13 protein-coding genes and 1 pseudogene are annotated in these 14375 nt (G+C 36.3%); 10 read left to right on the top strand and 4 right to left on the bottom strand.

Annotated elements, in window-relative coordinates:
* The first annotated feature begins 170 nt into the window (after positions 1-170).
* From hisB to P8M54_RS01055, 10 genes are all read left to right on the top strand, one after another.
* Positions 171-1307 (top strand): bifunctional histidinol-phosphatase/imidazoleglycerol-phosphate dehydratase HisB, encoded by a 1137-nt coding sequence (hisB, locus tag P8M54_RS01100; protein ID WP_300283998.1) that lies wholly within the window; start codon positions 171-173, stop codon positions 1305-1307.
* Positions 1308-1353: 46 nt separating this feature from the next.
* Positions 1354-1983: an imidazole glycerol phosphate synthase subunit HisH gene (gene hisH / locus P8M54_RS01095; RefSeq protein ID WP_300283996.1), complete on the top strand. Its 630-nt coding sequence runs from the start codon at positions 1354-1356 to the stop codon at positions 1981-1983.
* Between the two features lie 28 nt (positions 1984-2011).
* Positions 2012-2776 (top strand): 1-(5-phosphoribosyl)-5-[(5-phosphoribosylamino)methylideneamino]imidazole-4-carboxamide isomerase, encoded by a 765-nt coding sequence (gene hisA, locus P8M54_RS01090; protein ID WP_300283994.1) that lies wholly within the window; start codon positions 2012-2014, stop codon positions 2774-2776.
* 99 nt (positions 2777-2875) lie between these two features.
* Positions 2876-3631 carry an imidazole glycerol phosphate synthase subunit HisF gene (gene hisF, locus P8M54_RS01085; protein WP_300283992.1) on the top strand — a complete coding sequence of 252 codons (756 nt, stop codon included), beginning with the start codon at positions 2876-2878 and terminating at the stop codon, positions 3629-3631.
* A gap of 44 nt (positions 3632-3675) precedes the next feature.
* A complete protein-coding gene (hisIE, locus tag P8M54_RS01080) occupies positions 3676-4275 on the top strand; it encodes a bifunctional phosphoribosyl-AMP cyclohydrolase/phosphoribosyl-ATP diphosphatase HisIE (protein ID WP_300283990.1) in 600 nt (199 codons plus the stop codon).
* 136 nt (positions 4276-4411) lie between these two features.
* Positions 4412-5548 (top strand): alpha/beta hydrolase-fold protein, encoded by a 1137-nt coding sequence (locus tag P8M54_RS01075; protein WP_300283988.1) that lies wholly within the window; start codon positions 4412-4414, stop codon positions 5546-5548.
* Entirely contained in the window at positions 5549-6979 is a 1431-nt protein-coding gene (locus P8M54_RS01070) for a M17 family metallopeptidase (RefSeq protein ID WP_300283985.1), read from the top strand.
* A 5-nt stretch (positions 6980-6984) separates the two neighbouring features.
* Positions 6985-8199 (top strand): ATP-grasp domain-containing protein, encoded by a 1215-nt coding sequence (locus P8M54_RS01065; RefSeq protein ID WP_300283983.1) that lies wholly within the window; start codon positions 6985-6987, stop codon positions 8197-8199.
* A gap of 41 nt (positions 8200-8240) precedes the next feature.
* Positions 8241-9896, top strand: a complete 1656-nt coding sequence (locus tag P8M54_RS01060) for a M1 family metallopeptidase (RefSeq protein ID WP_300283981.1) — start codon at positions 8241-8243, stop codon at positions 9894-9896.
* Positions 9897-9954: 58 nt separating this feature from the next.
* Positions 9955-10620 (top strand): DUF4240 domain-containing protein, encoded by a 666-nt coding sequence (locus P8M54_RS01055; RefSeq protein ID WP_300283980.1) that lies wholly within the window; start codon positions 9955-9957, stop codon positions 10618-10620.
* 2 nt (positions 10621-10622) lie between these two features.
* On the opposite strand, the gene P8M54_RS01050 is transcribed toward P8M54_RS01055, so the two are convergent.
* The 4 genes and pseudogenes from P8M54_RS01050 to P8M54_RS01035 form a co-directional block, all read right to left on the bottom strand.
* Positions 10623-11816 (bottom strand): hypothetical protein, encoded by a 1194-nt coding sequence (locus P8M54_RS01050; protein WP_300283978.1) that lies wholly within the window; start codon positions 11814-11816, stop codon positions 10623-10625.
* Positions 11817-11830: 14 nt separating this feature from the next.
* Positions 11831-12661 (bottom strand): homoserine O-succinyltransferase, encoded by an 831-nt coding sequence (locus P8M54_RS01045; RefSeq protein ID WP_300283976.1) that lies wholly within the window; start codon positions 12659-12661, stop codon positions 11831-11833.
* A gap of 42 nt (positions 12662-12703) precedes the next feature.
* On the bottom strand, positions 12704-13810 hold the full coding sequence (locus P8M54_RS01040; RefSeq protein ID WP_300283974.1) for a carboxylate-amine ligase: 1107 nt from the start codon (positions 13808-13810) through the stop codon (positions 12704-12706).
* A 123-nt stretch (positions 13811-13933) separates the two neighbouring features.
* Positions 13934-14375, bottom strand: a pseudogene (locus tag P8M54_RS01035) (hypothetical protein); the annotation flags it as partial.

The following is a 14375-nucleotide window of genomic DNA, read 5'->3' as shown; positions in this document are numbered from 1 at the left end:
TAATTAGATATAAAGTGCGTGAGGGATAGTAGTGGAGCTCTTTTAATGACCGAGGAACGAAGTCATAAAAAAGCGGGAACGAATAGCCCGACCCGGAGGGACACGCCCAAATAAAAAATAAAACACAACTAGCCAAAGGCCAAAAGCTAGCAGCTAAAAGCTTATACAAAATGAAAAAAGTACTTTTTATCGATCGTGATGGAACGATTGTTTTGGAACCAGAAGGATACCAATTAGATAGTTTAAATAAATTAGAGTTTTATCCCAAAGCGTTTCAGTATTTGGCTAAAATTGCAACCGAATTAGAATACGAATTGGTGATGGTGACCAACCAAGACGGTTTGGGAACAGACAGTTTTCCAGAAGATACGTTTTGGCCAACGCAGAATTTCATTTTGAGAGCTTTCGAAAATGAAGGCGTTCTTTTTGATGATATTTTTGTAGACCGTTCGTTTCCTGAAGATAATGCACCTACACGCAAGCCGAGAACGGGTATGTTGACTAAATACATCGATAATCCTGCTTATGATTTGGCTAACTCGTTTGTGTTAGGAGACCGATTGACAGATGTGGAATTGGCTAAAAATCTTGGAGCCAAAGCGATTTTCATGAATGAATCTGAAGGCGCAGGAAGTTCTGAAATTGCTTCTAAACGTGAGGAATTAGATGATGTGATTAGTTTGCAATCTACAGATTGGAAAGTGATATATGAGTTCTTGAAACTGGAAGCGCGTTCAGCTACAATTTCGAGAAAAACAAACGAAACGGATATCTACATTAACTTGAATCTTGATGGAACTGGGAAAAGTAAAATCGAAACTGGAATTGCTTTTTTTGATCATATGCTAGACCAAATTGCGCGTCACGGGCAAATGGACTTAGAAATCAATGTAAAAGGAGACCTAGAAGTAGACGAACACCACACCATTGAAGACACAGCAATTGCCTTAGGAGAAGTTTTTGCGAATGCATTAGGAAACAAACTAGGAATTGAGCGCTATGGTTTTTGTTTACCTATGGACGACTGCTTAGCGCAGGTGGCGATTGACTTTGGAGGTAGAAACTGGTTGGTTTGGGAAACGGAATTCAAACGCGAAATGGTGGGGAAAATGCCAACAGAGATGTTCTTGCATTTCTTTAAATCATTCTCTGATGGAGCAAAAGCAAACATCAATATCAAAGCCGAAGGAGACAACGAGCACCACAAAATTGAGGCGATTTTTAAGGCTTTCGCCAAAGCGATAAAAGTTGCCGTAAAACGCGATACTGAGAAAATGATTTTGCCGAGTACGAAAGGGATGTTGTAGCCCCCTAACCCCCGAAGGGGGAATAACTAAGTTTGAAATAAAATTTATGGAAAAAGATAGCACACAATCCACTTCAACTCCCCCTTCGGGGGCTGGGGGGCTTGTAATAATCGATTACGGAGCAGGAAATATTCAAAGTATTATGTTTGCGATTGAAAGATTGGGATACAAAGCGGTTTTGAGTAATGATCCAGCCGAGATTAAGGCAGCAGATAAAGTGATTTTCCCGGGTGTAGGTGAAGCGAGTTCAGCGATGAAAATGCTTTTGGCAAGTGGTTTGGATGCATTGATTCCAACATTGACGCAGCCTGTATTAGGAATTTGCCTTGGAATGCAGTTGATGTGCAACAAAACCGAAGAGGGAAATACGAAAGGATTGGGGATTTTTGACGTTGATGTGCTTAAATTTTCAGCGAAAGTAAAAGTGCCGCAAATGGGTTGGAATACGATTTACAATTTGAAATCAGATTTGTTTAAAGACATTTCAGAAAACGAGTACATGTATCTAGTACACAGTTTCTACGCTCCTAATTGCGCTGAATCGATTGCTACAACGAACTACGAACTAGAATATGCTTCGGCCCTGCAAAAAAACAATTTCTACGGAACCCAATTTCACCCAGAAAAAAGTGGTGATGTAGGAGAGAAAATTCTTGGGAATTTTCTGCAACTTTAAACTTTAAACCTGAAACTAAAAAGAAATCATGCGTATTATACCAGCAATAGATATCATCGACGGAAAATGTGTTCGCTTATCAAAAGGTGATTACAACACCAAAATTATATACAATGAAAACCCGCTAGAAGTAGCCAAGGAATTTGAAGCACACGGAATTGAATATTTGCACTTAGTAGATCTTGACGGAGCAAAATCGAGCAAAATAGTCAACTTTAAAATTCTTGAGCAAATTGCGAGTCAAACGAGTTTGAAAATCGATTTTGGTGGTGGCTTAAAGTCGGATGCTGATTTAAAAATTGCGTTTGAAAGTGGTGCGAACCAAATTACGGGTGGAAGTATCGCTGTAAAAAACAGAGCGATTTTCGAAAAATGGATTACTGAATATGGTGCTGATAAAATTATCCTTGGAGCAGATGCCAATAACGAAAAAGTAGCCGTTTCAGGATGGTTAGAAGAATCAGATCAGGAGTTGGTTCCGTTTATTCAAGAGTACCAGTCTAAAGGAATTCAGTACGTGATTTGTACCGATATCGCCAAAGACGGAATGCTCGAAGGACCTAGTTTTGATTTATATGCTAAAATATTGAAGTCTTGCAATGGCACTTCGAGCGCAGTCGAGAAGTTGGCGAAATCCGAAGGAATAAAATTAATCGCTTCAGGTGGAATTTCGACCTTTGATGAATTACCTAAATTAGCGGAATTAGGTTGTGAAGGGACTATCATTGGTAAAGCGATTTACGAAGGAAGGATTTCGATGAAACAACTAGAAAACTACATATTAAATAAATAGATTATTGCGCAAAGACACGCAAAGGTAACACGAAGATTCGCTAAGAATTTTGTGGGACTCTGTGTAAACTCTGCGAATCTCTGTGTAACAAAGAACGAAATGCTTACGAAAAGAATAATACCCTGTTTAGATATAAAGAATGGACGTACGGTTAAAGGCGTAAATTTTGTAGATTTGCGTGATGCTGGTGATCCGGTAGAATTAGCGAAGATTTATTCGAATGAAGGAGCTGATGAATTGGTTTTTTTGGACATATCAGCAACGGAAGAACGCCGAAAAACTTTAGTGAACTTGGTTCGCGAAGTGGCAGCTACAATTAATATTCCGTTTACGGTGGGAGGTGGAATCTCCTCTGTAGCCGATGTGGAAGTACTGTTGCAAAACGGAGCAGATAAAGTTTCGATTAATTCATCAGCAATAAAAAATCCGCAGTTGATTAATGATTTGGCTAGTAAATTTGGCAGCCAATGTGTGGTTGTAGCCATTGATGCCAAACAAATCGACGGGCAATGGATTGTGCATTTAATGGGTGGAAAAGTACCTACAGAACTGAATTTATTTGACTGGGCAGTTGAAGTAGCCGCGAGAGGAGCAGGAGAAATCTTGTTTACCTCGATGGATAACGACGGAACAAAAAACGGTTTTGCTAATGAAGCTTTGGCTAAATTATCAACGTTAGTTAATATTCCGATAATTGCTTCAGGTGGTGCTGGAAACATGCAACATTTTGTAGATAGTTTCACCGAAGGAAAAGCAGATGCCGCCTTAGCAGCAAGTGTATTTCACTTTAAAGAGATTGAAATTAAAACGTTGAAAGAAGAACTTAAAAACAATAATATAGCAGTTAGACTCTAAACTTTACTTTAGACATTTGACTTTATAACTTTAGACTCGTAAAAATGAACATAGATTTTTCAAAAAATACAGACGGCTTAATTCCAGCAATCATTCAAGACAGCGAAACTAAAGCCGTTTTAATGTTGGGCTACATGAATGCAGAGGCGTACCAAAAAACAATTGATACTCAAAAAGTAACTTTTTTTAGTCGCTCAAAACAGAGGCTTTGGACCAAAGGCGAGGAAAGTGGTAACTTTTTGAACTTAGTAGATATTAAAAACGATTGTGATGGCGATACTTTATTGATCCAAGCAAAACCCGTAGGTCCTACCTGTCATACAGGAGCCGATACGTGCTGGCAAACAGCCAACAAAGGGGATTACGGATTTATTTCGACTTTAGAGGAAACCATTAAAACAAGGAGAGAAAATGCAGACTCTGAGAAAAGTTATGTGGCTTCCTTGTTTAAGTTAGGAATGAATAAAATTGCTCAAAAAGTAGGTGAGGAAGCGGTAGAAGTAGTTATCGAAGCACTTGATAACAAAGATGATCTATTCTTGAGTGAAAGCGCCGACTTGTTATTTCACTATTTAATTTTGCTTCAAGCAAAAGGATTTGAATTAGAAGATGTGGTTAAAGTTTTAAAAAGCCGTCAAAAATAAATTATTGAATTGGCTATAAATAAAGTCACTACCCATTAATGAAGTAATTCGTTAATGGGTTTTGTTTTTTCTTTCATTTAAGGTTTCAATCCACTATATTTACTCATACAATATTTACAATACCACATTTTTTACTATGACTACTGATCATTTAACAATTAGTACCAATTATAACAATTCTACTATCGAAACGAGCTTACATATTGTTTTAACTACCGATCAAGATGATGATCGTCCCGTTTATCTTGCGGGTAATTTTAATAGTTGGCATACACAGGACAGCGCTTTTTTGATGGAAAAAATCGGAAGTGGGATGTATCACTTTGCATTTCCTGAGAATTTTAACTATCCCGAAACCTTGTTGTATAAATTTACAAAAGGAGATTGGAGTGAGGTTGAAATTGATCAGAATGAAAATATTACAGGCAATAGAGCCTCAACGAAGCATGTTGGACTGCAAAAAGAGCATGTAAGTAAATGGAGAAGAAATTGGTTGCCTTTTAAACCCAATTTTTTACCAAAAATAGTATTGATATCTGAAGAATTTGAAATTCCGCAATTAAGTAAAACTAGAAAAATATGGGCGTTATTACCGCACGACTATGACAGTTCAACGGAGAGCTATCCGGTAATGTACTTACAAGATGCACAAAACCTATTTAATGAAGAAGCAGAGTATGGCAACTGGGAGATCGATAAGAAACTCGCTGTAATGAGTGAATATAAAATCGGTAAAATTATCATCATAGCTATTGAACATGCAGAAGAAGATCGCATAAAAGAATACAATGTTGGAACAACTATTTTAGGAAAGGGTCAAGGGAAAAAATATATTAAGTTCTTAACTGAAACCTTAAAGCCATTTGTTGATGTTACCTTCCGAACAAAAAAAGACAGAGACCATACCGGAATCGGCGGCAGCTCTATGGGAGGATTAATAAGTATTTTTAGTGGCTTGCGCTATCCTGAAATTTTTGGACGTTTGATGATTTTTTCACCTTCTTTATGGGTAAAACCCGATATGAAAATCAAAGTAGAAGATGATAGAAATACCGATACCAAAATCTATTTGTATGCTGGTGGCGATGAAAGCGAAACAATGATTTCACATGTTAAAGAGTTTAAAAACCGCATTGTGGCAAGCGAGTTTGTTAAAGATAAAATGAAAATTAATTTGAGTATTAATTCTGAAGGAAAGCATTCTGAGACCTATTGGAGCGATGAGTTTCCAAAAGCAATCGAGTGGCTTTTTTTTAGCACTAAAGAAAATTAAATGAAAATAAAAGCAATTGAGAATTTAGAAAATTTTACAGGAACGGTCATCGTTCCCGTTTTTGAAACTAGTCCTAAAAATATCGTTCCCATCTCATTTGAGGGAATAGAAATTTCTTCGAAGGTATTTTTTGGTAAATCAAACAGCCATTACCTAATAGAGAAAAATAATGTGGTTTATTTGTTTGTCGGGTTAGGTAAAAAAACCACTTATAAATCCTTAAAAACTACTTTTCGTAGCATATCTCAAAAACAGCAAGAGCTTTTAACGCATCAGGTGGTGCTTCACTTTCCTGACACTTTCATTGATGATCAAGTAGAGGCAGTAGTTGCTGGTTTGTTTTTAGGAACCTATAGTTTAGGACATTTTAAGAAAAAGGATGGACATCCGTTTTTAAATGCAGAATTTGATTTAAAAATTTTGTCAACTACTAATTATGATTTGGTTGTAGCGAAAGCGATAAAAATTGCTAATGCACAGTTAGAGGTCCTTTCACTCGTGGATCTTCCGCCTAATACGGTAACACCCAAGTACCTTGGAATTTGGGCAAAAGAAAAAGGAGATCAACATGGTTTTGAGGTTCAAATTCTTGGTCGAGAAGCAGCAAAAATTGAGGGATTGGGTGCTTTTTTAGCTGTTGGTCAAGGTAGTGAAAATGAACCCCAGTTTGTCATCATGAATTACAGTCCCAAAGACAGTACCGCAGCGGTTAAACACGTAGGATTGGTGGGTAAAGGTGTTACTTTTGATACCGGAGGACTTAATATTAAAACTGCTGGTATGTTGCACATGAAGTGCGATATGGCGGGAGGTGCAGCTGTTTTTGGAGCTATGCAGTTAATCGCTGAGTTACAATTACCTATTAAAGTGACAGCAATTGTTCCTTGTACGGAAAATTCAGTGAGTGCTAAAGCTTTTTTACCAAGTGATGTAATTAAAAGTTACAGTGGTCATTCGATTGAAATCATAGATACTGATGCCGAAGGAAGATTAATATTGGCAGACGGAATAGCATATATGTTAAAGAATTACAAGCCCGACTATATGGTGGATATTGCAACGCTGACCGGTAGTAGTGTCGGAACTTTTGGTTACGAATGTGGTGCCCTGTTTACCAATAATGAAACCGTTTCAAAACAATTACAAGAAGCTGGAGATGCAATTGGCGAACGATTATGGCCATTACCATTATGGGATAGCTACACTCAGGATATAGAAAGCGATATTGCCGATGTAAAAAATTACAGCGGAAAACCAGTAGCTGGTGCAATTAGTGCAGCTAAGTTTTTAGAATTTTTCACCGAGAAACATACTGCTTGGGCACATTTAGATATTGCAGGAGTCGCTTTTGGCGATGATGAATTTGCAAAAAGTAAGCATGCTACTGCGTTTGGCGTTCATTTATTAACTAAATTCATTGAAAATTTATAGACCTTATGGAAAACGCCAAAACCTTCATCTGTATTTCAAATTATTTCAAAGGAGCCGATTTTTTGACGCACCTAAAAAGTTTAGGAAACAAGGTATACCTCATAACTGGCGAAAAGTTAAAGGATAAACCGTGGCCACATGACGCCATTGAGGAAATATTTTATATGCAAGGTCAAGATATTGACTGGAATTTAAAGCATTTATTGCTAGGTGTTGGCAATCTTATGAAAGCAAACAAAATTGACGCAATCATAGCATTAGATGATTATGATGTTGAAAAAGCTACTTATCTAAGAGAAAATTTACGTATCGATGGAATGGGGCAGACTACTGGTCGTTATTTTAGAGATAAATTAGCGATGCGAATGCGAGCTAAAAGTTGTGGCATTTCCAATCCTGCTTTTTGCTCTTTATTCAACGATCATGATATTAATACGTTTGCAGATACGGTTCCCGCTCCTTGGGTTTTAAAACCAAGATCGGAAGCTTCTGCTTCAGGAATTATCAAAATACAGGACAAGGAGACCTTGTGGATTACTATTAACGAGATGGGCAATAACCGATTCAAATACTTGTTAGAGCAATTTAAACCAGGTTCCGTATACCACTGTGACAGTTTGATTTTAGATAAAAAAGTAATTTTTAGTCTGAGCTCAAAATATTTAGCTACTCCAATGGAAATATCGCAGGGTGGAGGTGTTTTTAGAAGTTCCAACATTCTTTATGGATCAGAGGATGACAAAGCAATTAAAAAAATAAATGAAGAAGTTTTAAAGGGATTTGGCTTAAAACATGGTGCGGCTCATACGGAGTTTATAAAGTGCGATGAAGATGGCAAAATCTACTTTTTAGAAACTTCCTCAAGAGTAGGTGGTGCGCATCTAGCCGAAATGGTCGATGCGGCATCCAATATCAATTTATGGAAGGAATGGGCTGCGATCGAAGATGCTTTGGTCAAAGAAAAAAAATACAAATTGCCAAAAATCAAAAAAGAATACGCGGGAATTGTCTTGACTCTATCTAAAGATCAAAAACCAGATTTATCGTCTTTCTCTGATCCGGAAGTTTGCTTTACTGTTCCACTTGACTATCATGCAGGCTTGATTGTCCAATCTAAAGACAGCGGTCGCGTTTTAGAACTATTAAATTCTTATACGGATCGATTAACTCGTGATTTCTCAGCAGTGGTGGCACAAGAAAAAATAACAAAATTACATTAGTAGTCGGCACTTTTTAAAAATTATATTCCATTAAATAGTTCATGAAAAAATATATTGTATCGCTTGTTGTTCTCTTTAGTTTAACACAAAGCACCAAAGCGCAGGGACTTTTGTCTAAATCAGAAATTCACTTCAGTAGGCAAGACTCACTAAGAGGAAGTATTACTAAGGAACGGGCTTGGTGGGATTTAAAGTACTATCATTTGGATGTAAAAGTCAATCCTAAGGACAGTACAATAACTGGGTCTAACACAATCAAATATACGGTTTTAGAGTCTTATCAAACGATGCAAATTGACTTGCAACAACCGATGGCTATTAGTAAAGTGGTTCAAAATGGAGTTGATTTAAAATTCAGTCGAGAAGGTAATGCCTATTTTATTTCGATGGTAAATCCGCAAAAAGTAGGTGCAACGAATGAAGTTGTTGTTTTTTACATTGGAAAACCTAAAGTAGCTGTCAATCCACCTTGGGATGGCGGAATTACTTGGAAAAAAGATACTAACGGTAAATTATTTATTGCTTCTTCTTGTCAAGGTTTGGGAGCAAGTGTTTGGTGGCCCAATAAAGACCATATGTATGACGAAGTTGAAAATATGCTCATTAGTGTGAACGTTCCCGGGGATTTGGTTAATGTTTCTAATGGCCGTTTACAAAGCGTACAAAAATTAAAAGATGGAACGAAAACGTACAATTGGTACGTGGCTAATCCTATCAATAATTATGGCGTAAATATCAATATTGGGGATTATGTTTCGTTTTCAGAAAAATACAAAGGAGAAAAAGGAGCTTTAGACTGTACTTATTATGTTTTAAGGGATAATTTGGCTAAAGCCAAAGAACAATTTAAAGATGTACCTCGCATGCTGCAAGCTTTTGAACATTGGTTTGGACCTTACCCGTTTTATGAAGATAGCTATAAATTAGTAGAAGCTCCTTATTTAGGCATGGAACACCAAAGTTCAGTTACTTACGGTAATGGCTTTAAAAATGGTTATCGCGGAAGAGATTTAAGCGGTACTGGCTGGGGACTAAAATTTGATTTTATTATCATTCATGAATCTGGTCACGAATGGTTTGCCAATAATATTACATACAAGGATATTGCTGATATGTGGATTCATGAGAGTTTCACTAACTATTCTGAAAGTTTATTTTTGGAATATTTTTACGGAAAAGAGGCTGGTTATACGTATGTAAGAGGGATTAGAAAGAACATTCAAAATGACAAGCCCATTATTGGACAGTACAATGTAAATAATGAAGGATCCAGCGATATGTATTACAAGGGAGCAAATATGCTTCATACCTTACGTCAAATTGTGAATGATGATGCCAAGTGGCGTACCATATTAAGAGGTTTAAATAGTACTTTTTATCATCAAACAGTCACAACGAAACAAATTGAGGATTATTTATCTGCAGAAGCAGGCATTGATTTATCAACCTTCTTTAATCAGTACTTGAGAGATACTAGGATTCCGACACTTGAATATTTTCTAAAAGATAAAATAGTAGGCTACCGTTGGACAAATTGCGTCCCTGGCTTTACTATGCGAGTAAAAGTTCAACTTAACGGCCAAGAAAAATGGTTAGCTCCTACAACAGAATGGAAATCAATAGCGATTGACCAAGACGAGTTAAAATTAAACGTTGACAAAAATTTTTATGTAGCAAGCTTTGATATTACCGAATAAAATATACTAATTTTAACCTCGGAAAATTAATGTCCAACTGGTAAGAAGCAAAACGATTATGAAAAATACGACCTCTTTATTGTGTTCTTTTTTATTAATAACGACACTTACTTTTGCGCAAAACAGCAGTTCTCAAAAGGTTGAGCCTGAAAGCACGATCAAAGACTCACTTTCTATTGCAGTCTCAAGCGAAATGCTTGACGAAGAAGTCTATTGGGGAATTATAGAGCATTCACTTAAAGAAAGTACCAGTCCCGAAGATCAAGAAATTTACCTTGTTAATGAAATCGAGAAACTGTCACCTAAAGAAATGATTGGTTTTAGATTGCGAACTGATAAATTGTTATTTGATTCCTATACCTCTGATTTGTGGTGCGCCGCTTATATTATGGACGGTGGTTGTAGCGATGACGGTTTTGAATACTTTAGATGTTGGCTGATTTCCCGAGGAAAAGATACCTTTTATAAAGCTAAAGAGAATCCTGATTCCTTAATTGATTTGGTAAAAGAGGAGCGAGGAATCTATGAGTTTGAAGGTTTTTGGTATGTCGCTGTAAACGCTTTTAAAAATGCTACTGATAAAGAGTTGTACTCATATATCGATTATGATGCTTTTGTAACTAATGACGAAAACTATCCACTACTTAATTTTACTTGGAACGTAGACGAACCACAAAGTATGAAAAAAGTATGTCCGCAATTGTATGATAAATTGTGGAAATAGCGTTATTCTCTTTCGAATAGACCAATAGTTCCTCCAACCCAGTCTTTGTCCTTGTTGAATTTTACCCCTATCATTTCGCCTCGGCTTAGTCGCACAAGATTGCACAGTAGCGTAGGTGCTGCATCTCCTTTTTTCCAAGTACATAATACTCGAACCTCGGCTTTAACTTTTCCTTCAGGTGATTGAACAATCGGGCTGTAATATACTTTTTTCTGTAAAATATAAAGCTCTTTCTCTACCACAGCTTCAATATCTTCTTTTTTAACGTGGAAAATAACACCGGAACCCGAGAATGAAAACAGTGGCTTTAAAACATAATTTTCTAAATCTTCAGGAATAGACTCGAGTTCACTTAACAAAGTAGATTCGATAAAATAGTTTCCTTTCAAAAAAGGTAATATAAACTTACTAATTCTGAAAAACCAATTAGGATGGCCAGCCCATTTTACATCTAACTCATCTGTGAAATGAAAATTCAGTTTTAGGTCAGTTCGCAAATCTAATTCATCAAAAATGACCCGATTGTATATTCGTTTCACCAAGACTTCCTTTCCGTCTTCATTAGTGTAAAAAAGTTGTTTTCCTTTTTTAATAATTTCAGTTACACATACAACGGGGATACCGATATCTCGTTTGCAGTAATAAAAATCAATTTTGGTGTTTTGTTTTTCAGGCTCAATTTCAAGTAGAATTACGTTTTCTTTCGGATGGTTATTGCAAATAACTTCTTCTAGATGATGTAAAAATTCGGTTTCATTTCTGTCATTAAAAAAGGGAGTAAATGCTTCAAGAAACGGATATTGCTTTTTAAATTTAGTATATAAATTTTGCTGATAATTGTAGAGTGAAGGAAATCCTTGTACTTCAATTAATTTAGGGAGTATTGCTCCGTTTTCTTCACAAATTCCAAAATCAATAGCTAGAAAAGTAGTGTGCTCATCTTCATTAGGAACACTATGATTTAATTCTAATGATTTGTTTGTGAGCTCTTTAAATCTATCTGACTGAATAAAAGCTATAACTTGCTCTGAGCCTTCTACAAGTTGCTTTTTCAGTTCTTTTGAAATAAAGAAAGGGGTTTCAGCTATTCGAAAAGTAGGCAAATAATCGAAATCTGATGCAATATCATTTTTGAATTCTTGATATTTTTCAGCAGTGAATTGTGAATTGAAAAGATTTCGATAGCTACTAATCATGTATGGTACAGCGGTTAATTAGACATTGTTTTCTTTGTTTTGATCAAGTCATTGATTGCCGTTCGTAAAAAATTTGGAATCAACGTTTCATTTGTTTTGTAAATTTTATCATCGTCTAGAAGTTCTTCCAGCATGTTTCGGAACTTTCGTTTTCCTTTCATGGCTCTAATTTTATCTTTGGCTTCTTTGTTTCGAAGGTGCGCGATAAAACTAATTGGATCTGCTTCAGGGTGGAATTGCGTTCCCACGAAATAATCGGTAAAACGCACAGCCATGATAGCGCGTTCATACTGCACATGATCTCTAATTTTTTCTAAAGAAATAATCGTAGCACCTTTTTTCTTGAACACATTCAAATTAGGCTGAACCACTTGATAATCTCTCGAATCAATTGCATAAAATGGATCTGCTAATTCTTGAAATAAAGGATCGTTCATTCCGTCTTTGGTTTTATGCATGGTCATTACCCCAAAAGAGGTATCATTTCTTTTAGTTATTTCGGCTAAGCCAAAATGTTTACAGGCCATTTGAAAAGAATGACAAATGAATAAAACGTGTTTTTTAACCTCGTTCTCCGTATTCCATTTAGTCAAACTATCAATAAATGCATAGTAGTTAACGTCCCAAGTTCCATCACCTTCAAGCGGATTTCCGGGTCCACCTGTCGAAATATAAATATCGTATTTTTTTATATCGGGTAATTCACATTTTCCTCGAACGTCAAAAATTTTGAAATCTACAATTGGTTCAAATCTGCTTATAATATCAATAATACAACGCATTCCTTGATTAGGAACGCCATCGTACATATCTAATAGAGCAATAGTAATTTTTTTAGTATTCATTTTTTATGCTTAATTTTCAAAGCACAAAGGTAACCTATATATTTATAAACCCTTTGTAAATTCCCCTGTTATAAAGTCAACTACTTTTGTCAAGTCATTTGTTTGTTCAAAAACGGCTAATTGTTTGGCAGCTCCTGTTCCGTTTTTCAATATTTGATGCACATAATTAATGTGATCTCTACTGCCCAATTCATCAACAACATCATCAACAAACTCGAGTAATTCGATCAGTAAAATTCGTGTTTCCACTTCTTTTTGAAGACCGAAATCAATCATGGAACCTTCGATTCCGTAGCGAGCCGCTCTAAATTTATTTTCCTTGATCAGGGCAGGTCGGTATACATTAAAACTCATATTGTGCATATTAAGTTTGTACAACTTAGCAACTACAGCTTGAATTACAGATACAATACACATCGTCTCTTCAACCGTTAAACTCATATCACAAATACGAAATTCAATGGTATCATAAAATGGATGCAATCGTAAGTCCCACCATATTTTTTTAGGATTATCGATACATTTGGTTTTAACCAAGGTTTCTAAGAAATTATCGTAGGAGGAAACCGAATCAAAATATTCAGGTAAGCCGGTTCGTGGAAATTTATCAAAAACTTTTGTTCGAAATGATTTATAACCCGTTTTTCGCCCTTCCCAAAAAGGAGAATTGGTCGATAGTGCAAAAATATGGGGTAAAAAGTAGCACGCCTGATTCATTAATTGCAAACCAATTTCTCGATTTTCAATTCCGACATGACAGTGCATTCCAAAAATTAAATTAGAACGTGCGGCATCTTGCATTTCATTCACAATCATGTGATACCGCGGATCATCCGTAATAGGTTGGTCTTGCCATTTCGAAAAAGGATGTGTTCCTGCACCACCCACAATTAAATCTTGCTTGTCAGCCAGTTCCACTATTTTAGAGCGCAAAAACTTAATTTCTTTTTCGGCTTCATGAACATTTTTGCAAATATTCGTTCCCACTTCTACCACCGATTGGTGCATTTCGGATTTTACTTGCTCATTCAAAATGATTTTAGCTCCATCGACTATTTTGGATAAATGCGAGCGCAAATCTCTAGTTTCGGGATCAATAATTTGATACTCTTCTTCTACACCAAGAGTAAAAACGGGTAATTTTTTCATCTTTATTTTTTTTGAAGCTGTTTCCTGCTATCCGTTTCAATCTAGTTCGCCTTCCCGATAAATACCGGGAGGCGTACTAGGATTTTCACTTCTATCAGGGCTAGGCATTAGGTTTATAAAACACTATTTAGATCCTACAGCATCTTTCATAAAAGTTCCCCAAGTCAAGTTGACTTTTCCTGGTTTTTGTTTTTTTGCGGCAGCAATAGCCATTTTAGCGGATTCTTCAACAACCCATTCGAAGTTTTCAGCTCCCACTGAGTTTACATCCGCGTCAGGTGCTGGATTTCCAAAATCAATTGCATAAGGAATACCATCACGAACAGCAAATTCTACTGTATTAAAATCATAGCCTAATCCTTTGCATAGGCGTAAAGTATAATCTTTTATAGTCGCTAATAATTTTTTATCTACTGGCGGTCCGTCTAAAACATAGCGTAGGTGTGGCTCGTTGCGGGGTTCGTACTGCATTATTTTTACTGCTTTACAACCCAAGCAATACACTCTAAAGTATTCAGTAAAGACAATTTCTTCCTGTAACAGCATTACCAGTTGCACTGTCTCT

This window comes from Flavobacterium sp. (assembly GCF_029242675.1).
Classification (GTDB): domain Bacteria; phylum Bacteroidota; class Bacteroidia; order Flavobacteriales; family Flavobacteriaceae; genus Flavobacterium.
This window is presented reverse-complemented; position numbering and strand designations above follow the sequence as displayed.